At 36.1% G+C, this 23,906-nt stretch carries 18 protein-coding genes; 1 reads left to right on the top strand and 17 read right to left on the bottom strand.

From position 1 onward, the window contains the following. Positions 1 to 30 precede the first annotated feature (30 nt). The 11 genes from EKM65_RS01870 to EKM65_RS01820 all read right to left on the bottom strand — a co-directional run bounded on the left by EKM65_RS01870 (position 31) and on the right by EKM65_RS01820 (position 14,622). The gene (locus tag EKM65_RS01870) at positions 31 to 1,032 is read right to left on the bottom strand and encodes a Gfo/Idh/MocA family protein (RefSeq protein ID WP_125604928.1); all 1,002 of its coding nucleotides are present in this window, start codon (positions 1,030 to 1,032) and stop codon (positions 31 to 33) included. A 24-nt stretch (positions 1,033 to 1,056) separates the two neighbouring features. Next, the gene (locus tag EKM65_RS01865; protein ID WP_125604925.1) at positions 1,057 to 2,217 is read right to left on the bottom strand and encodes a Gfo/Idh/MocA family protein; all 1,161 of its coding nucleotides are present in this window, start codon (positions 2,215 to 2,217) and stop codon (positions 1,057 to 1,059) included. A gap of 58 nt (positions 2,218 to 2,275) precedes the next feature. Further along, positions 2,276 to 2,971 (bottom strand): hypothetical protein, encoded by a 696-nt coding sequence (locus EKM65_RS01860; RefSeq protein ID WP_164506772.1) that lies wholly within the window; start codon positions 2,969 to 2,971, stop codon positions 2,276 to 2,278. A gap of 4 nt (positions 2,972 to 2,975) precedes the next feature. After that, the gene (locus tag EKM65_RS01855; RefSeq protein ID WP_125604921.1) at positions 2,976 to 3,848 is read right to left on the bottom strand and encodes a carbohydrate ABC transporter permease; all 873 of its coding nucleotides are present in this window, start codon (positions 3,846 to 3,848) and stop codon (positions 2,976 to 2,978) included. Next, on the bottom strand, positions 3,849 to 4,685 hold the full coding sequence (locus EKM65_RS01850; RefSeq protein WP_125605057.1) for a carbohydrate ABC transporter permease: 837 nt from the start codon (positions 4,683 to 4,685) through the stop codon (positions 3,849 to 3,851). 178 nt (positions 4,686 to 4,863) lie between these two features. Next, positions 4,864 to 6,171 carry an ABC transporter substrate-binding protein gene (locus EKM65_RS01845; protein WP_125604919.1) on the bottom strand — a complete coding sequence of 436 codons (1,308 nt, stop codon included), beginning with the start codon at positions 6,169 to 6,171 and terminating at the stop codon, positions 4,864 to 4,866. Between the two features lie 61 nt (positions 6,172 to 6,232). Next, entirely contained in the window at positions 6,233 to 7,339 is a 1,107-nt protein-coding gene (locus EKM65_RS01840) for a glycoside hydrolase family 88/105 protein (RefSeq protein WP_125604917.1), read from the bottom strand. A 183-nt stretch (positions 7,340 to 7,522) separates the two neighbouring features. Further along, complete coding sequence (locus EKM65_RS01835; RefSeq protein ID WP_125604915.1) at positions 7,523 to 8,956, bottom strand: response regulator transcription factor; 1,434 nt, start codon at positions 8,954 to 8,956, stop codon at positions 7,523 to 7,525. Positions 8,957 to 8,961: 5 nt separating this feature from the next. After that, the gene (locus tag EKM65_RS01830; protein WP_125604913.1) at positions 8,962 to 10,752 is read right to left on the bottom strand and encodes a sensor histidine kinase; all 1,791 of its coding nucleotides are present in this window, start codon (positions 10,750 to 10,752) and stop codon (positions 8,962 to 8,964) included. A 338-nt stretch (positions 10,753 to 11,090) separates the two neighbouring features. Further along, on the bottom strand, positions 11,091 to 12,884 hold the full coding sequence (locus EKM65_RS01825) for an ABC transporter ATP-binding protein (protein WP_225420365.1): 1,794 nt from the start codon (positions 12,882 to 12,884) through the stop codon (positions 11,091 to 11,093). After that, positions 12,868 to 14,622, bottom strand: coding sequence for an ABC transporter ATP-binding protein (locus EKM65_RS01820; RefSeq protein ID WP_125604912.1), 1,755 nt, complete (start codon positions 14,620 to 14,622; stop codon positions 12,868 to 12,870). Before EKM65_RS01820 ends, EKM65_RS01825 begins: the two co-directional genes overlap by 17 nt. A 132-nt stretch (positions 14,623 to 14,754) precedes the next feature. Here EKM65_RS01820 and EKM65_RS01815 point away from each other — a divergent pair, with 132 nt between their 5' ends. Then, positions 14,755 to 15,594: an AraC family transcriptional regulator gene (locus EKM65_RS01815; RefSeq protein ID WP_125604910.1), complete on the top strand. Its 840-nt coding sequence runs from the start codon at positions 14,755 to 14,757 to the stop codon at positions 15,592 to 15,594. Between the two features lie 74 nt (positions 15,595 to 15,668). Here the strand turns inward: EKM65_RS01815 and EKM65_RS01810 are convergent, their stop codons facing one another. From EKM65_RS01810 to EKM65_RS01785, 6 genes are read right to left on the bottom strand one after another with little or no spacing between them, the layout of a single operon-like run. Beyond that, positions 15,669 to 17,315, bottom strand: a complete 1,647-nt coding sequence (locus tag EKM65_RS01810; protein ID WP_125604908.1) for a glycoside hydrolase family 13 protein — start codon at positions 17,313 to 17,315, stop codon at positions 15,669 to 15,671. A 3-nt stretch (positions 17,316 to 17,318) separates the two neighbouring features. Then, positions 17,319 to 18,020 carry a hypothetical protein gene (locus EKM65_RS01805; protein ID WP_125604906.1) on the bottom strand — a complete coding sequence of 234 codons (702 nt, stop codon included), beginning with the start codon at positions 18,018 to 18,020 and terminating at the stop codon, positions 17,319 to 17,321. Next, positions 18,013 to 19,044: a LacI family DNA-binding transcriptional regulator gene (locus EKM65_RS01800; RefSeq protein ID WP_125604904.1), complete on the bottom strand. Its 1,032-nt coding sequence runs from the start codon at positions 19,042 to 19,044 to the stop codon at positions 18,013 to 18,015. Before EKM65_RS01800 ends, EKM65_RS01805 begins: the two co-directional genes overlap by 8 nt. 20 nt (positions 19,045 to 19,064) lie before the next feature. Next, the gene (locus EKM65_RS01795; protein WP_164506771.1) at positions 19,065 to 21,338 is read right to left on the bottom strand and encodes a glycoside hydrolase family 65 protein; all 2,274 of its coding nucleotides are present in this window, start codon (positions 21,336 to 21,338) and stop codon (positions 19,065 to 19,067) included. Between the two features lie 17 nt (positions 21,339 to 21,355). After that, positions 21,356 to 23,080 (bottom strand): glycoside hydrolase family 36 protein, encoded by a 1,725-nt coding sequence (locus EKM65_RS01790; RefSeq protein WP_125604900.1) that lies wholly within the window; start codon positions 23,078 to 23,080, stop codon positions 21,356 to 21,358. Next, positions 23,081 to 23,905, bottom strand: a complete 825-nt coding sequence (locus EKM65_RS01785; RefSeq protein ID WP_125604898.1) for a carbohydrate ABC transporter permease — start codon at positions 23,903 to 23,905, stop codon at positions 23,081 to 23,083. Position 23,906 lies beyond the last annotated feature (1 nt).

Here is a 23,906-nt window from a genome sequence, read left to right as displayed (position 1 = left end):
TAAAACATGACGCTATTCTATTAATCTAATTTATAGATCGACCCAATCATTCGTTTTATTAGATCGATAAACACTATCGATCAATCTTAAAGAATTAATACCATCTTCAATTGGTAAATACTTGTTATCTTTTTCGTTAATAATTGATTCAATAAAGGCTTTAATTAATGCGGGATGACCGTTGCCGTAATAATCTTTTCCATATTGATTTGATCCCGCAGATTTAGCTACTTCTTGATTATTGATTAACAACTTATCAGTCAAAAGGCGAACTTGTGCTTTTTCAAAATCGAAGTCAATCTCCGGCTCACTGTCTTCCGAGAAGCAATTGGTAGCAAAGAAATCGATCACGACATCTTTGTTAGTTGCAACAACCATGGCACTATCTTCAACGCTGATAACGTTTTTTAACAAGCTAGTCATCACTTTGCCACTCAACCTTTGTGGTAGACCAGTCAGCCAAGTAATGAGATCAATTGTATGAATAGCTTGATTGATTAAAACCCCGCCACCCTCTTGATCTACGGTACCGCGCCAAGTATCCTGACTATAATAATGTGCATCACGATGCCAGGTCACAACACCTTTTATTCCTTTTAACTGACCAAATTTTTGTTCGTCGATCAGTGATTTTAATGCCATTGAAGACGCGTTAAATCTATTTTGAAAACAGACAGTGTATCTTGCATTACTAGCCTTAATTGCCTGAATCACTTCTTCGGCCTCGGTCGAGTTGAGCGCCATTGGCTTTTCACATAAGACATTGATATTTCTCTTTAATGCCGCCACGCTCATCTCTTTATGCAGATAATGCGGCGTGCATATTGAAACCAAATCAATATTGGAATCCAGTAACTCATGATAATCTTGGTAGTAACACAACTGATACCGACGCGCAAATTCCTGTCCACGATCAATGTCAATATCACAGCATGCGACCAACTTAATATCCATGTCCTTTTCGAGCATTTGATAAATTTTTGCATGTGTATTAGCAATGACACCGCAACCAATAATACCAATCTTCAACATTAGAAAATTCCCTCTAATTTTATCTTAATAAGTGGCATCAGTATCTAAAACAACACTTTTGGTCTTTTTATCCTGCGAGTGTGTTATATGCTCGTTCAAATCTTTCAAAAACAAATCTGCATCAATTGGTAATTCAACCCACCGCTTTTCCCAAGTAGAAAGATGAATAGCATTGGAAATTGTTAAGCCATTAATTCCCTCAATACCTGGTGCAAGCAATTTCTCACCATTACGAATGTGATTTGTGAAGTTCTGCGTGATTTTCATATGTTGATCATGATCATCAAATTTAACCGGAATCTCAACTTGCCAAACTTCTGGTTCACCAAAACCGCCTTGATAATTTTTGTTAAATTCACGTTCGTCTGTTCTAACCTTCCAAAATGATAATTTATTATTCTCAACAACTAATTTTCCGGCTGAACCAACGATCTCTAGACGATTAGTTCCTGGTGTCTCAGACACTGATGTTACAAAAACACCAGTTGCACCGTTAGGATACTCAAAGTATGCTGTTACTTCATCTTCAACTTCGATATTCCGACGTTTCCCAAAGTAAGCAAAACTCATAATTCGCTTAGGCATACCACACAGCCATTGCAACAAGTCGAGTTGATGAGGATCTTGATTCAATAAAACACCACCACCCTCACCTTTCCAAGTTGCACGCCATGTTCCTGAATCATAATAGCTTTGCGAGCGATACCAATTTGTGATAATCCAATTAACACGACGGAACTCACCAATTTCTCCTGACTGAATTAACTCACGCATTTTACGATACAGCGGATTCGTTCTCTGATTGTAATCAATGCCAAAAGTTAGTTCAGGATGAGCAGCCGCAACGGCGTTCATTTCTGCAACATCTTTTGTATAGACGCCAATTGGCTTTTCACTCAATACATGCTTCCCATGATTCAGCGCTTCAATACCCAAAGTGGGATGAGAATAATGTGGTGTCGCAATCAGCACAGCATCGATATTCTGATCATTCATAACAGCTTCATCGTTGTCGTACAGCTTAAAACGATCGCCATATTTATCTTTGACACGCTGTAGTTTACTGGGATCCGTATCACAAACTGCGATTAATTCTGCACCCTCAACTAGGTTTTTACTGAAATATTCCGTATGCATTGAACCAATATTGCCAACACCAATAATCGCAAACTTTACTTTATCCATTATCTTTTCCTTCTATCTCAAAAAGCTAAACTAGTTACTTAAAACACATACCACTTCGTCACGAATTAAGTTGCTTTAAAGTTCGTTGAACTGACTTAAACCTCAATTTATAAATTAACCATAATAAAAGTGCATTACCGATTAAAATATTTAAGAACGGTGAATTATAACCAACACTTAACCAGAGCATAAACAATAATGCAATTGCAAATGTACGAACTACATTACGCCAGCTCAGAAACATAGCGACTCTTAATCGTTCCTTCAACGTTAAGGTGTCATCTACAACAAACATCATCGTAATAACGCTGGTTAGCAAAAATGCCCCGATTATTAGAAATGGAATAATCATAAATCGTAATTCTTTCTGTGCCACGATTAACTTAAATTCAATAAAGTAAACAATCCCTGCTGTACTGACAAGTAATCCATAAAGAACATTATGAACAGCATAATGTTTCAGCTCAGTTATAAATTTAATAAAATAACTTTTACCACGAACATTTACTTGATTTTTGTTGATATTGATCATTTCATTGAATAAAACTTTTAGATTTGGATACAATATTAAGAATGCTAGTCCGTATAGCCAACACGTTGCAATATCTAATTTGACCAGCATATTAACCAATATCCACGGCAAACATGCGATCGAAAAGATCAAAGATAACTTATATATCTCATAAACATAATTGACATCACGATGTATGGCATCAGAGCCAAAGGGACGCAATAAATTCTTCATCACTTGCATATGATTATCCTTTCAATCCACCAGCAGACATACCTTCTACGAAATTACGAGATGCCGAGAAGAATAAAATCAGGGATGGTACCAAGGCAATTAACGACATTGCAATTGTTTGATTCCACGGAACAAAGCCAGAAGTCGCATCTGTAGCAAGTTTCAATGCAATTGCAACCGGAAACTTAGAAACACTTGATAAATAAATTAATGGTGTCAAGAAATCATTCATTGACCAGATAAATTGAAACAACACAACGGTTAACAATGCAGGTTTCATCATGGGCACTAATACTCTACCTAAAATTTGTAAAGGATTAGCGCCATCCATAACTGCGGCCTCATCGTACTCCTTAGGAATTCCACGCATGAATTGAACAAGCATGAAAACAAAGAACGGTTCCTGCGCGAAAACACTTCCGGCAATCAATGGTACATACGAATCTAGTAAATGAAGATTACGCCACATAATATAAAGAGGAATACGTGTAACAACCGCGGGTAAAAATAACGTGGCAATAACAATACTGAACAAAATATTTTTGCCGGGGAAGTCGAAACGTGTAAAGGCGTAAGCTGTTAGCGTACAACTGATTAATGTGAAGATAACCTTAGGAATAACAATCTTAAAAGAATTAATAAAATAAGTTGTGAAGGAATATTGTGTGCCAGTCTTCCAACCTTTAACATATGATGTCCAGTCAAAGTGCTGCGGCCAAAAATTGATTGAGCCAAATATCTCTGCATTGGTTTTGAATGATGCACCAAATAACCAAATAATTGGATAAATCATAATAAACGCTGTAATGATTAACAACACATACCGCCAAGTTGATTCTATTGCATGTTGACGACGAACCTTTCGATTAATTGAATCTGCATCCATTTAATTTTGCCCCCCATCAGAATAATAAACCCAACGATTTGATGATTTAAATAATGCTAATGCGAGTACCGCAATAATGATAAATAATACCCAGGACATTGCACACGCATAGCCCATTCGGAAATTCTTAAAGGCATTATCATAAATCAGCAATGATGTTAAATAGGTCGACTTGGTTGGTCCACCATTTGTAATCAAGTATGGGCTATTAAATTCTTGTAATTTATTGTTTAACTGCATAACCAAGTTAAAGAAGACAGTTGGTGTAATTAGTGGAATCGTTATTTTGAAGAAGATCGTCCACTTTTTTGCGCCATCAACTCTTGCTGCCTCATATAAATCTGTTGGAATTTGCTGGAGTGCTGATAAGAAAATAACCATTGCAGAACCAAATTGCCAAACGCCTAAAATAACCAGAACAAACATCGCATTACTACTTGATGACAGCCAACCAACTGGTTTACCGCCAAAAGTTTGAATAACCTGGTTAACTAAACCAGTCTTGTTAAATAGGAATTTCCATAAAATAGCGACTGCGACGTTACCGCCAAGAATAGATGGTACATAATATGCAGTTCTAAAAAAGTTAATTCCTTTTAGTTTAAAGTTCAAAATAAATGCCAAGAATAGTGCAAAAATCAATTGGATTGGTACAGTTAAGATTGTATACTCAATCGTTACTTTTAAGGAGCGTACAAAATCTGGATCAGTCGTAAACATTTCAATGTAATTTGCAAACCCAACAAACTTTGGTTTTGATATTAAATCATAGTTAGTAAAACTGTAGATTAATGAACTAATAAACGGATAGATTGTAAATATTAAGGTACCAATCATCCACGGGATTAGAAATATTAGGCCAATATACTTCTTTTTACTTTTCACGGGATTCTCCCTCTTTTAAAAGATTTTATTTGTACCGAACTTATATCAAAATAAATGAGCGTCTCTCTTGAGCAAACAAGATACTGACGCTCATATTGTGACGTTTACAGCATTAGAGAGTTAACTGAAATCAATTCTTACTCTTAAATTGTTTAACCGCGGCATTGACCTTTGTAATAATCTGTTTTGCCGCTTGAGTAGAGTTGATCTCGCCAACGCCAAATCTATCCGTAACGTCGTTATATGCAGTGGACACTTGACTTAATTCGAGATAACGACTCTCAAGAACACCGTTTGTTTTATTGCTATACTCAACAGCTTTCTTAGTGGTTGCATCAACCTCGCCAGCCTTTTCAAGAATCTTTTGAGCCTTAGTATTAACCGGCATACCACGAGAAATTCCCATTGCCTTGACACCGTCAGGATCATTCAGAATAAAGTTGAGTAATTTTGCTGCTTCCTTAGGGTGTTTAGAATGTTTAGAGATTGAGAATAACATTGTTGCTTTTTCAATTGCACCGTCATTCTTCGGATTTTCAGTCGTTGGGAACGAAGGAATATCCAAGGTCATATTAACTTGATCCAGATTTGTACTAAAACTATTTAGTACTGCCGTCCAATCAAAAAATCCTGTAATTTTACCATTAAGAAATTCCTTAGTTGTAGCCATTGAATTGCTTCCAACCGTATCCATAACCCACTTTCTTGAAGGCGTAACACCTGAATCAACCATATCTTGATACCAATCAAAACCATCTTTAATTTCTTGTTGTGAGTAATTTATTTTACCGTTGTCATCTAAGAAGCTCTTACCGGTTTTCTGCGTAATGTAGCAAATGATATCCAAAAATGTGTGAAATTCTACGGGGTAATAGCCTTTAGGAAGAGTTTTCGTAACCTTTTTCCAACCATCCCAAGTTGTTGGATACGTTTTAACACCATACTTATTTAAAATATTCTTATTCACTGCCACCACCCGTGTGTTCGAGCCATGCGGAATACCATTTAATTTACCATCAATAGTCCCGGCTTTGAGAATATCTTTAGAGTAGCCAGACATGTCAATAATATTTTTATACTTGTTTAAATCGACGAATCCATCGCCTTTAGGAGAATAGTTAAGATACCAATCATAGTTAGTTTGCATTAAATCTGCCTCAGTACCGCCAGAAATCTGTGTGGCCATCTTCTGCTCAATTCCATCCCAGCCACTATATTCTGCTTTAACTTTGATATTCGGGTATTTCTTTTCAAATTTTTTAATTGCCTTTAACGTATCTTTATGACGATCATCATTGCCCCACCATGAGAACCTAATTGTCACTTTTCCATTATCACCACTAGCTGAATTACTGCTATTCTTCCCACATGCAGTCAAGCCAAGAAGAGCAAGAGCTGTTGTCGCAACTATTAAGATCTTTTTTACTTTACTTATCATTGATTAACCCTCCAGAATAAAAATCAATTAAACAATTGCAGATAATAATTAACACTATTCATTACTGCCATTGAGAAAGTGCTAAGATTGCTAAAGCCTGTCCATATGGCATATCAGTGATTGCGATATCTTTATAAAATTTTGCTGAATCACCAACAGGCGTTCCTGACGAGACGTTAGCTACATGCCCAATATTATCGATTTGTTCCAACAAACCATCAATTGCCTTGTTAATGCTAAGATCAACGTTAACATCTTGAGTAATTCCTAATTGTCGTGCCTTCTCCATCCCATAAAGGAATCCGGCGGTTGCTGACGATTCTTCGTAAGACTCAGAATCGTCTAGAACTGTTCGCCACAAACCACTTGCTGCTTGCAACGGCAGTAAAGCCTCAATTTGATAATGCAAAACATCCTCTAAATACTTTTGTTGCGTTTTATTTAGATATGAACCTGCGATTTCTAAAAATTCTGGAATGAATATCGAAACCCAGGCATTACCACGTCCCCAGAATACTCTTGAAAATTTATCTTTTGTTTCAAAACTCCAGCCATGATACCAAAGACCATTGTTGCGTTCCATCAAGAATTTACTGTGGATGGTGAATTGATGCATACATTCATCAATATATTCTGGTTTATCGAGCACAACACCAATTTTGGCTAATGGTAAAACTGCCATAACTAATGTGTCATCCCAAAGTTGCGCCGTATTGATTGAGCCGAATGTATCGTGTTCAAAACCACCAAATTTGGTCTTATTTAACGAATTTAATGCCCAATTAGCCCACTCTTCAAGATAATCATCAAGCTGAGGATAATCTTGAATAAACTCTACCTTCAATGTCGCTAGGGTTAAAATAGGAATCATGCCATTAACGTTCAGTTCGCGTTTAGGAATCGGATAACTTAGATTCTGCTTAAACCAATCCTTGATGATTTGTAATAGTGCTTGATCCTGAGTGCGTAAATAAATCCTCGCTAAACCATATAACGCAACACCTTGTGGCCAGTTCCAAGAATTCCAACTTTTATCATCCACTAATCCAACAGAAGTTTGATATGTAAATTCTCCCGTTGTATCTTGCAGATTCGTTAAATAATTCAACATTGTTTCAGTCTTCTCTTTAACTAAGACTCTTTGTCCATCTGTCATTTGGATTGTCACTGACACTCCTCCACCTATTTACGAAATAAATTTACCGCTACATTCACTCGAGTTAATGTATTGGCTTTCATCGTGAGCGCTTACATTATTAGCTTAAAACATTTTTTCTATTTTTAATATATAAATAACAGACAAAAAACCTTAAAAAGTAGAGTTGGTTTTACTAAAAAAACCGATTATTAGTTAATCGGCTTTTTTAGTAAAATCTTTTTGATATTGGCGTGGTGTTATATCCCAATAGTGCTTAAATTGCTGACTAAAGTAATCTTGATTAGTTGTGTATCCAACTGCATCGGCGGTCTCACTAATTGAATGACCTTTTTTTAATAACTGTGCTGCTTTATTCATTCGTATCTCAAGTAAGACGGTTGTAAATTTTTTACCAGTCTCTTTAAGATATTTCTTACCCATATATTCTGGATTTAAATACAAAATATTATTGGAGATCCACTTCAATGACAACGTATTTTCGTGATACCTTGTATTAATAATCTTGTTAAGTTGTACCGTGATATCGTTTCTTTTATCATTAGGCACACCATGCTTTTCAATAACTTTAGTAAACTTATTAATCAAATTTGCTAACTCAAAAGCAAAATCCGCCTTTTCGATTTCCATCTGAAATTTATCAATTACTGATGAGTTAACTTCATGCATTTGTAAAACTTTCTCACTCAATTGCTCCAAACGATTTTTAAATTGTTTCGAACCGTATTGAGTCTTAAACCCAGTTTTGATGACTTCCTTAAGTAAACTCTCCGCTGCCACATAATTATCATTCACTAAAGATACTTCCAGTTCAGATAAAAGCTGCTCCGTTTCACCGGTACCTTTTTTGTTATTCGAACTGTTAATCTCAATTAACGTAGGCTGTTCACAATAAAAATCTAAGTTTAAAAGCTGTTTACCACATGAAAAACTTATTGGAATCGTATTAATAAATAGCTTGCGTTGATAACAAACCACACAAGCCCGTCCCCTTACTAACTGCTTTATCTGTGCAATTAACCAATCAATTTGCCCATTATCAAAACAACAATATAAAACACAGTCTTCAATCAGTATTCGAATGTATTTATCATCTGGTAACTCAAGCCCTGTCTTCATCACTTCTCTGTAGTCACGCTCTTTCATCATAACAACATCAAATGATGATGTTAACTCAACGTTATTAACTTCACCTAAAATTGTATTTTCAATTAATTGTTTTATTCTTAGTCGTTTCTCACGTCGTTTAGTTAACCAATCATCAACACAATCAGATATACTATCTTTTAATTTATCTGTAGATATAGGTTTTTCCAAAAAATACTTCACACCATATTTCATTGCTTCTTGCGCGTACACTAAGCTGCCAAAACCCGTAAAAATGATAGTTTCTGCATCTATATTTGCTTCCTTTATTCGTGCTATCAAGTCTAACCCACTTATTTGTGGCATTTTTATATCGGTTAAAACAATATCTGCAGGATGCCCTTTAATAAACTGTAATGCTTTTACGCTCGAATAAAAAACCCCGCTGATTTCGACATTCAAGTCACTTTTCTCAATCAGCATTTTTATTCCATCAGCATTTAGGTGTTCATCGTCAATAATAACAAGTTTAGGTATGATCATTTTCTTTACTCCAATCCGTCTTGTTTGCTATCCTCTGATAAAGGTAGCCAGATTGATACTATTGTCATCATATCCGGTGCTGAATCAATTTTAATACCAGCATTATCTCCGTAAAGTAACTGTAAGCGTGCCTTAATATTGTGCAATCCAACACCTGTTGATTTACTATTTATTCTCTCTGGATCAAATCCCTTAGCATCATTAAAAATTACTATGACTAATTTATTGTTAACAATACCAATTGTTACACGGACAGTTACTTGATAATCAACTTTTTCAACACCATACTTAACTGCGTTTTCCACAATCGGTTGAATAATTAACTTTGGAATTATAATTCGTTCCGGATTAATTTGTTCGGATAGTATCAAACTGAATCGTAGGCGTTCACTAAAGCGGACCTCCTGTATCCGAACATAAGCATGAACAATCTTTAATTCATCAGCTAAACTATTAAACTTTTTTCTAGAATCAGCCTTTTCTTGTAATAATAATGCTAATGACATAACCAATTCCGAAACTTCATCATCACTGTTACTTAACGCAATCCAATTAATTGTATTCAGAGTGTTATATAAAAAATGCGGATCTATCTGAGCCATTAAATACTTCGTTTCCATTTCCTGCGTCAATATCTGTGATTTATAATCTTTAATAACTAAACGATCAATTTCCTTTATTAGCCGTTGAAAACTTGCATACAAACTTCCAATCTCATCCTTTTGGTGAATATACTGAAGTTGTTCAATATGCTCCTTTAATCTTTGTAAATCTTCTAGGTCACTAAACTCACGCATACTTAATGCCAATAAATTAATTGGCATTATCAATCTGTTTAGAAAGAAATTAATACCTATGATACTAGCAATAAGAACGATAATAATTATCAGAAATAAGATGACGGCAACAATAATTATCTTACTAATAATTTGTTGATTTACGATGTAATAATTGACACGAAAATTAGAGTTTACAAAAGAAATCGGTTCCGTGAGTGCATAATAACGACGTAAATCAGTTGTTACCATATACTGCCTGGTATTTTCTTCATTTGATTTTTCTGAAACGTAAATTTTTTTTGCTAATTTAGGATTATTTGAATAGTATTGATTGCCGCGTGATAACACTAGAAAGTCACCGTGTTGGAAAATATTAGAATTTTCCATAAAATCTCCAATGAACGATAAATCTACTGTGAAAATAACCGTACCAAGCTTTTTCATAATATTAGTTCTAGTATCGAATATGTTATGAACATATACTGCGCGATTGCTATTTTTATCAAGGAACCACTGACCCTCTGAAGAATTTCCGCTAACTGATTTCATATAATCTTTGGTAGTGTAGTCAGGAAGATAGCGATCCAAATCAAAGCGATAACCAACAATCCTTTTGCCATTTTGATCATAAACCAGCCAAGATGTGACACGCGATTGTGATGAAAACCAACCAAATTCTCGTTCAAATCTTATTCTTGTCTGATCTCGATCCATCGAACTTGTTTTAGGAGAATCAATAATTTCCAGTTGTTTTTGCAATTGATCATTTTGATGAAAGTCGCTAATCAAATTCTCTATTTCCGAAAGACTGTCTTGAATGTGCATCGATAAAACAGAGAGTTGTTCTCGACTTCTTTTATAAGTTTCATTTGTTACCAATTTAATAAACACAACACTAACGGTTATTAACAAGATGGCGATAACAACAAAAAAAGAATAAAATAGCGTTTTCATTTTATCTTGAAAAGAAAGTGTTTTTGTTCGTTCTTTTACTCGATACAATAGATTGTGCTTCATCCTATTACTTTCTCCTAATAAAGTTAACTTTGTTTCATCACGATTATTTACTCATGCATAGTTTAGCACAAAAAAACAAGCGGTATAGTATTGATTATAACAACTCAACACTATTCCAGCTTGTCTACTCGATAGCCTTGCTTTTCTGTGGGTAGCTGAATCCGAGCCTTCTCGTTACTAATGATTTACCATTTTACAAGAAAGCTCGTATTCAGGATGAATTACTTTTTATTCTGCCTAAATCGACGCTCGCAGCGTTCCCCCAGCGCTTTCCTTCCAGCACGAAGAACTGCAATCAGCGTAGTTTTAAAACCTAGCATTTAAGTAAAACCTACAGCTCATTCTTCTCGTTCCATCCGCAACATATCATACTGCGACTGATACAATCGGTAATACAAGCCACGCGCGGCCATCAATTCGGCGTGGGTGCCGTGTTCGGCGATGGTGCCTTTGTCGACGTAGAAGATTTGGTCGCAATTTTTAATGGTGGATAATCTGTGAGCGATGATGAATGAAGTACGGCCTTCTAACAAGGCCAACAAGCCTGACTGCAATAATTCCTCGGTCTTCGTGTCAATGCTGGAGGTTGCTTCATCAAGGATTAGAATTCGTGGATCTGCTAACAATACCCGCGCAAAAGCAATTAATTGGCGTTGACCGGCAGATAATGTGCTACCCCGCTCTTCAACTTGCGTTTGATAACCATGTTTCAAATCTTTAATGAAATCATCTGCCCGCACGACTTTGGCGGCGGCCATAACTTCTTCGTCGGTTGCGTCTAACTTGCCATAACGAATATTATCCATAATCGTACCGGAGAAAATAAATGTGTCTTGAAGCATGACACCCATTTGGCGACGTAGTGAGGCCAAGGTGACGTTGTGAACGTCATGGCCATCAATCAACACGCGACCTTCGCTAACGTCATAGAAGCGGCTTAGAAGATTGATTACGGTCGTTTTACCTGCACCAGTCGGTCCAACCAGCGCAACTGATTGACCTTGATCAACATGGAAGCTGACATTCTTTAAAATATCTTTACCTGGTTCATAGCGAAAAGTAACGTCTTCAAAAGTAACATTACCGGCAATCTGTGGGAGTGGTTGTGCACCTAGTAAATCCTCAATCTCTGGCTCTTCATCTAGTGTTTCAAAGATCCGTTCCAAATAAGCAGTTGCTGTAATTAACGAATTATAGAAGTTACCAATATTAATAACTGGGTTCCAAAAGTTATTAATATAACCAATAAAGGCAATTAGCGTACCAGTACTTACTTCCACACCAATTTGACGAATACCAACGAAATAAATCAAACACATGGTGATGACGGAAATATTTTGTACACCTGGCCACAGTAGGAATTGAATTTTAACGGCGTGCATCCAAGTCCGCCGATTATCCTCGTTCGTTTCATCAAAAATTCGGAAGTTTTCTTTTTCCCGCGCAAATGACTGTGTTACTTTAATTCCGGCAATACTTTCGTGAATGTAGGCATTCAAGTTGGATTGCTTATTACTCAAGATTTGGTACGCCTTGCGTTGTTTACTCTGAATCACCATGACCATCACAATTAATAAGGGAATCAAAGCCAAGCTATACCAAGTTAAGCGCGCGTTAATTGCAAACATGAAGATCAAGGTGATGATGACGTTAAAAACATCAGAGATCAGATTAACCAAACCATTACTTAACAAATCACTCAAAGTATTGATATAGTTAACCACGCGAATCAAGATTTTACCGTGCGGGCGACTATCAAAATATGAGAACGATAATTTCTGTAAGTGTTGGAAGATATCTAGTCGCATATCTTTTAAGACGTCTTGACCTAATTCAGTGATGTGATAAATTCGATAGCGCAAACACCAGCCAATAAAGAATAACGATGCGGTATAAAGAACACCCACTAACGCCAACTGTCTTAAATCTTGATGGGGAATAATGGTATCGATGGTAATCTTCGTGAAATATGGTCCCAACATTCCTGCGACGTTGGCGAGAATAATCACGGTCAGAATCACATAAATGCGTTTCATATAGGGTTTGATGTATTGAGCTAATCGGGCATAGTCGTGCCAATTAAATTGTTCAGTCAGCTCTTCATCAACGTTAGATTTATTCCGTTGTGCCACTTTGCTCCCCCTTTTCTAACCCAAGTTGTTTCTGGAAGACACTATAATACTTACCGCGTTTGGCCATTAGCGATTCATGTGTGCCCTTTTCAACGACGCGACCTTTCTCCATTAACATGATCAGATCCGCATCGCGTACCGAAGAGATACGATTGGCAATAATAAAGGTGGTCTTCTTAGTCGTTAATTGCGATAATTCGTGCTGAATCTTGGTTTCAGTTTCCATATCAACTGCCGAAGTTGTATCATCCAGAATCAAAATAGCCGGATCCTTCGCCAAAGCACGAGCTAAGGAAATTCGCTGCTTCTGACCACCAGAAAGGCCGACACCACGCTCGCCGACAATCGTGTCATAACCATCTGGCATTCGCATAATGAAACTGTCAGCGTCCGCAATCCGCGCCACTGATTCGACATAACTATTGTCCACGTCAGGACGGCCAAAGGAAATATTATCGGCAATCGAGTTCGAAAATAAAAAGACATCTTGCATGACCATCGAAATATTGTCCCGCAATTGCCGAATCGGATAAGTTTTGGCGTCATGATCATCAATCAAAACTTCACCAGCAGATGGATCATAAAAGCGACCGATTAAATTGACCAGTGTGGTTTTGCCAGCACCGGTTTCACCAATAATACCAATGGTTTGCCCCGGCTCTGCCGCAAAAGAAATGTCATCAAGGATCGGATGGGTTGGATCGTCAGAGAAGTGGAAACTAACATGATCAAAGACAACCTTACCTTGAATTCGTAATGGTTTATCATTGACGTTAACTTCAATTTCCGGCTTAGTCGCCAACATCTGGCGAATTTTGACACAAGAAGCAGAGAAACGTTCAATATCATTGATTAACCAACCACTCATCCGCATTGGTTGGTTCAACATCCATAAATAACCGTTGAAGACAACTAAATCGCCTAATGTCATCTGATCTTTAATGACTAAATAACCACCGAAAATCAGGGCAATCACATTTAAACTATTGGCGACACCGTCTTGCCAAGGTAAATACGTTTTGGAAATATTGGCGGCGTCCATGTTGCGTTGCTTATAATCCTCGTTGTGTTCATTAAATTTATCAATTTCAAAATTTTCCCGCACAAACGCCTTAACAACGCGATTACCACTAATATTTTCTTCGACCATCGAATTCAAACGTGAAAAGCTCTGACGAATGGCGAAGAACATTGGATGCTGTGCCTTAGCCATTTGCTGCGTCAATACGAAAATCACCGGCGTCATGACAACCAGCGCCAAGGTTAACTGCCAATTAATTGTCATCATCACAATAATCGACACAATAAAATAAAAGACACACTCTAAAACTTGATAACTCACCCACGAAATAAAATGACGAATTGCATCAGTATCCCCTGTCATTCGCGTCATAATATCACCAACCCGCGTGTGGTTAAAGAAATTAAAGTCTAATTCCTGTAATTTGCGATACATATCTTCACGCAAATCAAACAACGTATTTTGGCCCGTTTGTTCAAACAAAATTTGATAAATATAGCGTGTGACAGTTCGAACGAAAGTGATCCCAATCATCAACAATAATAATGGCACCAATAAACTATCCTGATGCCCATCAATAACGCGATCGACAATTTGCCCTGTCACATATGGATTGACAAGAATAAGTGCAGTACTCACGATGAAAAAAACTGTTGCAACGACTAATTTTCTGCGATTAACTTTGACATATTGCCAAATCCATTGATAGTTGTTCATTAATGACTCCTCCAATCTACAAAGACTTATTATCAGTGTTTTATTTAGGAATTGAATGGTGATTTCTCTTTAAATTCATGTACAATGTTATTTAAAGGAAACCGTTTTACTTTTTCAAGGAAGGAATTACTCATGAGCTATACCGACGCTAAAACTTTTAATCCCGAAATCCTCTATGCCTTTGATCCCTGGAACAAAAATGTCAGTGAACATCAAATGCACACACACGATTTTTTAGAAATCAGTATTTTATTAGAGGGTCAAGCACATTATTTCATTGATGAACAGTGGCGTGATATTCAAGCTGGGCAAATTTTAGTTTTCAACCCCGGCGTGCGTCATGCCGAACAGCAACTGCCGGATACTTTTTCCCATCAATTACACATTGGCATTAAGAATATTGCCTTACACGGTTTGGCCCGCAACTTTTTGCCCAATAAAAATACACAGCTAGCGATTGGCGAATATCAATATAAAGTCATCGATAAGGCTTGGCAGCTAGTCACTGAGTTAGATCATGAAGAGAGTGACTTTCACCTACTCAGTAAAGGAATCATCATTGAAATGATCGTCTATATTTTGCGCGGGTTAGAGCAGCAGCAAGCCACTTCCACTAAGCCGTTTATTTCTAGGACCGAAAAAAAGCAGACCCAATTGGTCACCAACGTCATTTATTATTTGGAAAACCACTACACGGAAGACATTAGCCTCGATCAACTGGCCCGCGAAAACTACGTCAGCACGGCTTATTTGTCCAAGACGTTTAAAGAAACGACTAATATGAGCCCGATTAATTATTTAATTCAGCTGCGTTTAAAAAACGCCCACGAAATGTTGAAAGACGAAGCACCCTCCACAACCGTTAAACAAGTTGCCTCCGCCGTCGGCTACGATGATGCTTATCATTTCAGCAAGCTGTTCAAGAAATATTATGGCGTTTCACCTTCGCAAGTTGATGAGAAAGAAAAATAACAGATAATTAGAATCTTTATGCAAAACAGACTGAAGATAGAAAAGCAAATCTATCTTCAGTCTGTCCTTTTACTTTAGTTTCTATTATCTATCATTACTGCAAATGCGGCATACGGTGGTAAAGAAATCTTTTCTTTTTCAAGATCTAATTGATAATTACAGACCAATGCCCTTCCACCAAACTTCATTCCATTTTTATCAAACACATCTTCTCTCGAAGAAATATTGGCTACAACTAATAATTGACTTTCTCTATTAGATCGTAAATATGCGAATATATTCTCATTCGTTTCTAAAAGTTTATAATCGCCATACTTAACAAGTATATTATCTTTTCGGAATTCAATAACCTTTTTATAAGTGTTTAGAATAGAATCAGCATCTTTAATTTGACTGGCAACATTGATTTTCTTATAATTTGCGTTTACCGGTAACCAGGGCGTACCAGAACTGAATCCAGCATTTTTACTAGAATCCCATTGCATTGGTGTTCTCGCATTATCGCGACCTTTAACATTAATCGCATGTATTAATTCATTTTGAGGATATCCTTTCCCTAATCGATCAAAATACATGTTTCGTGCTTCAATATCATTCACTTGATCAATAGAATCTATTTCAACATTGGTCATTCCAATTTCTTCACCTTGATAAACATATGGAGTGCCCTTCATGAAATGTAGCAAAATTGCAAAAAGTTTAGCACTTTCTTTCCAGTATTGTTTATCATTCCCCCAACGTGACACAATTCGAGGTAGATCATGATTATTCCAAAAAAGGCTATTCCAGCCTTGACCTCCCAACACAACTTGCCATTTAGACATTACTGCTTTCAGATCTGGAACATAAAGGGGAACTAAATCCCACTTGCCCGAGCTATCACCTTTGTTCTTTTGATCAAGCATCATATGCTCAAATTGAAATACCATGGACAACTCTTTTCGCAGCGGATCCGAAAATAATTTAGCAATTTCAGGTGTGGCACCCCATGTTTCTCCAACAGTCATAGCATTAGGATATTTCCCAAACGTTTCCTGATTCATCTCTTGAATATAGTCATGAAGTTTATTACCGTTAGCGGTTACCAAATTATCAGGTTCTTTCCCAATTAAATCAATTACATCTAACCGAAAGCCACCGATACCCTTATTCAACCAAAAATTCATCATATGATAAATATCTTTCCGCATATTTGGATATTCCCAATTTAAATCCGGTTGATTTTCCGTAAATAAGTGCAAATAATACTGTCCAGACGTCTTGTCAAACTTCCAAGCCGATCCACTAAAGACAGACGTTAATTCATTAGGCGGTTGTTCACTAGAACATCCATCTCGCCATACGTAATAGTCACGGTATGAATTATCTAACCCTTTTTTTGACTCAATAAACCAGGAATGCTGATCAGATGTATGATTCACCACTAGATCCATGATTAATTTAATTCCACGTTTATTAGACTCGTTAATCAGTCTATCCATATCCTCCATTGTGCCGAAACTGCTAGTAATAGACTCATAATCACTAATGTCATAGCCATTATCTTTATTAGGAGACTGATAAACAGGGCATAACCAAATGGCAGATATTCCCAAGTATGATAAATAATCAAGTTTCTCGATTATTCCGTTAATATCTCCGATCCCATCACCTGTTGTATCCTTAAAACTTCTTGGATAAATCTGATATACTACTGTGTCTTTCCACCAACACTCTGACATATCTCACTCATCCTTATCCTCTTTTATTGGTGTAACATGTAACATTCTAGTATAGTAAAACGCAATCAAAACATAAACAGTTACAAAAATAAACAACGCCATTGTATTTCTTAAACCAGTGGCCTTCAAAATTAGATAAATAAACGCAGGTAGAGAGATCAACGATGCATTCATTTCAATTGCTTTACGTCGATTTTGAAGTGCTGGGTCTCGCGTCAATATTAAGCTAGTTAATATGAATGTAATTATACCGGTAATAATAAATGGAAATGTTTTTAAATATAACGTTAAGAACCAAAGGCTCAACAATCGCCCTTTACCAACTTTTATAGCATCTATTAATTGAAAATCACCCTTAATCTGAACCGTATCTGCAAGCATATGATAGGTCATATTTCCAATATTTTGAATCTTTAAATTTTCTCCTGAAAGAGTGATCCCAGTTTTTTTCAGATCTCGATTAAGTTCAGTAAATTCACCATCCGTTTTGTTAAGCTGATAGTTCTTTATGACTAACTGTTCATTTGTAATATTTTTTGAAAAATTACTCAATTTAATTTGATTAAAATCATGTAGTAACAAGACCATACTTATACAAATAAACATAAGTATCAAATATAAATATACTCGTGCAAGATTTTGACCATCATACTTCTTGATTTCACTAACTTTTAGTTGCATTCCGTTTGTAAATAGTTCAATCATGTGATAACAACCTCGTCGAATCTCTAACTATCAATTCCACATCCACATTATGGTAAGAATGCGGGAACGCCGTCGTTTTATGACTAGCTAATTCAATTAATAGTCGAATTGCTTGTGCACCAAGCTTTTGAGGACTTTGAGCAATAGTAGTTAGTGCTGGCGAAACGTATTGTGCTACGGTCATACCATCATAGCCTAATATTCCCACGTCCTCAGGTATATTCAACCCTTTCTCCTGAAGTGTACGCATCGCACCAATTGCCATAACATCACTGGCTGCAAAAACTGCTAAACGATCTTTTTTTAACTTACTGTACTGATCTTGAACCATCATCTGTGTAGTGCTCATTGTATAATCGCTACTCATTAATTCGACAGAAGCAAAAGAGTCTCGATACTTTTCAAGCGCCTGATTCACACCTTTTTTCCACTGACCAGTAACCCAAGATTCATTTGAACCGTAAATAAATAACAAGTTTTGATAACTACATTGTAGGAGAAACCTCATTCCAAGATCAGCAGCGTGGGCAATATCAGAAACGACATACCCAGTTGTTTCATTTGATAAACCAATATCGATAAAAACTGTGGGAATATCAGATTTAAGCGCCTGTTGACAAAGCTCATCATCTTTATCAAACCCTTGTACTATCGCACCTGAAAGATTTCGCTCAGAAATTAATTGTTGATAAGTTTTCGTGCGATGAACTTGGCTATTATAGTGAATCATAACAATCTCATAACCAAGCAGATTTGCCTCTTCAATTGATTTCATAAAAAGTGGAAAAGTAAAGTTCTCCATAGGTGACGTTTGACCAAAGTTCGAAGTAATAAAGCCGAAAGTTTTCGAATCTTTACTTACCAAACCCTGAGCTAGAATATTAGGTGAGTACCCATACTTTTCAGCTATTCTTTTAATATGTTTCTTGGTATCATCATTAACATCGCTGTGTCCATTTAACGCTCGTGATACAGTTGTAACAGAATAGCCGGATAATCGGGCGATATCCTTTAACGTAATCATCTAAAATTCCCGTTCTTTTGTTAGATTGTAATTTCCCTGTTATCTTCCGACAGTTCCTGATTTTGCCCATTTACTACCACACTAACTTGATTTCCATGAATAAGCTTAAGTTTTATAAATTTATGAGTAATTTCAACACTTAGTTTATTTCCTCTTATTACAACCGTATAAACTAAGCGGTGCCATTGCTTTGGTAGCTTAGCATTTATTATGGCCTTGGATTTTTCCATACAGAACCCGCCAAAACCACGAACTACGTTTTGCCAGATCCCCCCCATTGAAGCAGCATGAACTCCTGCATCAGAAGACTTCATATTATAATCGCCTAAATCAATGTTAAACTCTCTCTTAAAAAGTTCGTAAGCTAAATCATTCATACCGAGCATTAAGGCAAAGTTACAATGACTACATAAAGAAAGCGATGAATCATGTAACGTTTTTGGAAAATAGTAATTCCAATTATCAATTAAGGTTTGCTGATCAAATAGTGTTGGAAATAATAACATCAGTAAAATGACATCAGCTTGTTTGGAAACCTGAATATCATTGACTTGACTTAAATTATAATCTAAAAATAGCGTATTTACTTCTTTTGCATTTAAATATTTGGTCAGATCAATAAGTTTCTTTTGTAAATACGTGTCATCTTGAGGCAAGATATTTTTTCCATTAGGGATAGGTAAATATAGTTTGGCACTTACTTCCTTGACCCTTTCAATTTTTACTGCAAAATCTACCTGTTTTATACTATCCGTGCTGCGATCATATGCCGAAATTGCGCTCTCAAGTGTAAATTTGGCCAAATAATTAGTATACGCGTTGTTGTTAACATGTTCTTTATATTCATCTGGGCCCATAACATCAAGGATTTCGTAACGATCCTCGTCTTTATTATATGATGATCGCGTTGCCCAAAAATAAGCGGTCTCCATTAACACATCGAAAATTTGTTTACTAATTTCTACGTCGTTTGTAGCTTTCAAATATTCCAATACACCAAAAACAACATCGCCTGTTACGTGTTGCTCCAGTTTTCCGGACAATATAGGTGTTGGTTTACCAGTCACAATGTCTATATCACCAAGTTCAGGCGTGACCTCTCCATCTGAGAGCCATGCAGATTCCCATGGATACTGTGCACCGCCATAACCATTCTTTTTGGCATTGATTTTTGCGGCATCCAATCCCTTAATTCGATAAGTGATTAAACTCTTCGCAAACTCAGGAAATACGTAAGTGAAATATGGCAACACGAAAATTTCTGTATCCCAAAAAGTATGGCCCTTATATCCTTCGCCACTCATCCCTTTAGCACCAATATTAAGGCGTGAATCATGGATTGGTGACATAATATGCATATGATAACGTGCAAAATTCAGCATTAAAGCATCTTTAAAACTATCTGACTCAATAAGTGTTTCACCCTCATGCCAAATAATATTCCAAGCATGTTCAGATTCCTTAGCAAGTTGTTGATAGGAACACTGAGTGACTTCGGCCAATTCCGTTATTAAATTTTTCTCCAAATATTCTTCATTCGTATAGTCTAAATCACGTGACGTTTTAATAATAGAATATTTTGTTAAATTAATTTCTTGATTCAAGCCTAACTCAACTTTTTTCACGTCAACTAATTGTCGTCGCCTCATAACAATACGACCTGCGTACTCTGCATCAAGTTTGTTGTAAGATGCAATTGCAATTTTCACATTAGATTGAGTCGTTTGTGTTTGTAGATAAAGATATTGATCCTCGAATAATCGCCTGTTACCCTCTTCAAAATGTTGACTTCCTGAATTAGTAGTAGTGCCATCAATCCCAGATTCAATTGTCAACGATAACGCATTACCAAAATTAGCTAGTTTCAATTCTGTAATTATTAAATGTTTATTATCCATTGAAACAAATTTTTTAATCTGAAATCTCAGCTTATGACCATATTCGTCTTGCCATTTGAAATTACGAACGGACTCACCTGTTTTATAATTGAATATCCGTTCATATGCTGTTAGCTTGCCAGATAGCAATGAAAATCGTTTGCCATTAATCCATAGCATGATCTTACTGATATCAGGAAAATTAGCCAACTCAGTGACTTCGCTCTCAGAAAATTTATTGAATATTCCAGCAACAAACATATTTCGAGTTTCGTTGGAGTAACTTTCCTCATGACAATTTCTTAATCCCAGATAACCATTTCCCATTGCCATGATTGACTCATATTTACTAAAAAACTGATCAGAGAATACCGGTTCTTCAATACGCCACTCGTCTAGATAATTAATATTATTCATAACCATCCTCCCTCGTATTAATTCTTGATACGAATAAATCCACCGCTTGGAATATCTAGTGAAACTACTTCACCTATTTGTAAATTAATCTCTGAATTATCAATTAATTCACCAAACACATCAAAAATTTTGACTTTAGAAATCATTAATGTTCGTGTTGCATTTTTAATCAGTAACTGCGGTGTTAGAGTAACATTGATAACATCAATAGTTTGAGCAAAAAAGGAGTCATTGATAACAACACATTGATTTCCCTGATGGCTAGTAATTATTCTTTTAATATCACTACCTGAAGCAAGAATGTTGTATCCTAACTGAGGATTTAAGGCTGTAAATGAATGGTCATAGATAAAATGTCGATTTTTATATTGATAATTCAACCAATATGTCAATAACTTTTCCTGTTCTGCAGTTAAGCCATTCAAATCGATGGACAACTGTATTACACCATGAAGACAGTTCAGAATCTGTAATGCTATATTAGACAATTCATCCTTTGAATTAAACATAACCATATCTGAATGCGGTGCTGCGGTTGGACACAATAAACGTAAATTAGTAATACCAATTCGATTTTGGTTATAGTCACACGGACAATCTTTAACTCGCATAATATTAGCGTATTGATTCATAACAGTGCCAAAATAGTCCTCACGAAATTCAATTAGGAAATCATGCTTATAATCACGACAGTTTGAAGTGATTCGTCTCAATAAGGCGTCTATCGCATCATCTAAATTTTTGATGTCCATACCCGAATTAGCATCAGTGTTAGTGGCCTTAAACGTATCGACAAAATCAATCTTTAATCCATCTAAATCCAATTCTTTTACCAATGTTATTAATCTTGACGTTAAATATTCCCTCACCTCAGAATAACGTGGATCTAATATCCCAGCCTTCTGAAATTCATCAAAATACAATAATTTATTTTTAAACTTTAAAAATGCCTGCGTTTTCTCACCAACATATGGTAGAGTGACCCATAACAAATATCTAGTTTGGCGCTGCCGAATATTTGCGATATGTTTCTTCATATTTGGAAATTTATTTTTTGAAATCTCCCAATCACCAGCAAATGCATAACGGCGACTGCTATCATCAGTCTGCCAACCGTCATCCAGAATAATCGCTTTTAAATGATATTTATCAAAGTGTTTTTGTTGTTGCTCTACCTCATATTGATTTATCTTTTGATGAAAACTATACCAAGTTGAATATACGGGATTATACGCAAAGCTATTTTTAGGTAGTATCTGATAATTACCACACTCATATTGCCATTTGCGAGCCTGAATAATGCTATCAGAAAATAATTGATCAGAAAAATCAAAATGGATTTTTAGCGTTCCATTGGATAATCCTTCGAAAACTTGAAACGTGAAATAAATACTTGCAGACTCCTCATGAACTCCAATTAAGCTATTAATTTCTCGTTTTGTTTCTGAAAGGGCAATTGTCACCTTGTTTTTCCCGCTTTCATTAAAAAGAGAAAATATTGGCGTTGAGTAATTGGATTTCGTTTTCAGAAGCTCAGACCAAAGATTAGGTAGCGGGCAGTTGATGGGTGCAGTCGGATACCAAAATCGCGAAATTTCAATTAACGGTATCGAAAATGTAATTAAAAGTGGATTAATATTACTCGGTATTAGAGTAAACAAAATTCCATTTTTACTCACTATACTTTTTTCAATTTCACAATTCTTTTGTTCAATAATTGAAAGTTTATCAGTTAAATACACTTATTTGTCCCCCCCAATCTTCATTCCTTTCATGAAGTATTTATTTAACAAGATATACATAATAACAATTGGTATTATTGTCACAATTGCCGCAGCCATAATATAATTCCACTGTGTCGCATGCTGTGATTGAAAAGATTGTAAGCCTAACGTTAATGTGTATTTTTCTTGCGAGGTTACATATAGTAATGGCTTCATAAAATCATTCCAGAAAGCCAAAAAGACAAAGATTGCCTGAGTCCCAACTGATGCGCGAGCCATCGGTATTACGATTCTAAAGAAGATCATTAATCTACTCAGACCGTCTAATTCTGCTGCCTCTTCAATTTCTGTAGGAAATGAAATAAAAAATTGTCGCATCATAAAAATATAAGAGAAATTAATTGCTGATGGAATGATTAGTGCAGCATAGGAATCTAATAAACCCAATTGCTTCATTATCAAATAATTAGGAATCAGCAAAATTTGAGCGGGCACCATAATGCAAATCATGACAATCATAAACAACGTCTTTCTGCCCGGAAAATGTAATCTTGCTAACGCATATCCACACATACTATTGAAAATAACGTTAAGAACCGTACCAACTACGGCAATAACAATTGAGTTTATTACCCATTTGGGGAATAGTGGATCTTGCGTAAAAATATATTTAAAATTCTCTAACGTTGGGTTATGCGGTAATAGTTTTAAGCCGCTACCAACTATTTCGCTATATGGTTTTATTGATGCGAACAGTGCCCAAAGGAAGGGATATACTGTTATTACTGCGTAAACTATTAATATCACATATAAAATAACTTTAGATAAATGTACTTTTTTCATT

Source organism: Lapidilactobacillus bayanensis, from assembly GCF_003946695.1.
Classification (GTDB): Bacteria; Bacillota; Bacilli; order Lactobacillales; family Lactobacillaceae; genus Lapidilactobacillus; species Lapidilactobacillus bayanensis.
The sequence above is the reverse complement of the archived record's forward strand: the minus strand, read 5'-3'. Positions and strand labels throughout refer to the sequence as shown.

Bases quoted from the DNA above. Each gene is read 5' to 3' on its own strand.
- EKM65_RS01845 (WP_125604919.1), bottom strand. From the start codon at position 6,171: ATGATAAGTAAAGTAAAAAAGATCTTAATAGTTGCGACAACAGCTCTT.
- EKM65_RS01820 (WP_125604912.1), bottom strand. From the start codon at position 14,622: ATGAACAACTATCAATGGATTTGGCAATATGTCAAAGTTAATCGCAGA.
- EKM65_RS01815 (WP_125604910.1), top strand. From the start codon at position 14,755: ATGAGCTATACCGACGCTAAAACTTTTAATCCCGAAATCCTCTATGCC.
- EKM65_RS01835 (WP_125604915.1), bottom strand. From the start codon at position 8,956: ATGATCATACCTAAACTTGTTATTATTGACGATGAACACCTAAATGCT.
- EKM65_RS01830 (WP_125604913.1), bottom strand. From the start codon at position 10,752: ATGAAGCACAATCTATTGTATCGAGTAAAAGAACGAACAAAAACACTT.
- EKM65_RS01785 (WP_125604898.1), bottom strand. From the start codon at position 23,905: ATGAAAAAAGTACATTTATCTAAAGTTATTTTATATGTGATATTAATA.
- EKM65_RS01850 (WP_125605057.1), bottom strand. From the start codon at position 4,685: ATGATTGGTACCTTAATATTTACAATCTATCCGTTTATTAGTTCATTA.
- EKM65_RS01865 (WP_125604925.1), bottom strand. From the start codon at position 2,217: ATGGATAAAGTAAAGTTTGCGATTATTGGTGTTGGCAATATTGGTTCA.
- EKM65_RS01870 (WP_125604928.1), bottom strand. From the start codon at position 1,032: ATGTTGAAGATTGGTATTATTGGTTGCGGTGTCATTGCTAATACACAT.
- EKM65_RS01805 (WP_125604906.1), bottom strand. From the start codon at position 18,020: ATGATTGAACTATTTACAAACGGAATGCAACTAAAAGTTAGTGAAATC.
- EKM65_RS01800 (WP_125604904.1), bottom strand. From the start codon at position 19,044: ATGATTACGTTAAAGGATATCGCCCGATTATCCGGCTATTCTGTTACA.
- EKM65_RS01810 (WP_125604908.1), bottom strand. From the start codon at position 17,315: ATGTCAGAGTGTTGGTGGAAAGACACAGTAGTATATCAGATTTATCCA.
- EKM65_RS01795 (WP_164506771.1), bottom strand. From the start codon at position 21,338: ATGAATAATATTAATTATCTAGACGAGTGGCGTATTGAAGAACCGGTA.
- EKM65_RS01860 (WP_164506772.1), bottom strand. From the start codon at position 2,971: ATGCAAGTGATGAAGAATTTATTGCGTCCCTTTGGCTCTGATGCCATA.
- EKM65_RS01855 (WP_125604921.1), bottom strand. From the start codon at position 3,848: ATGGATGCAGATTCAATTAATCGAAAGGTTCGTCGTCAACATGCAATA.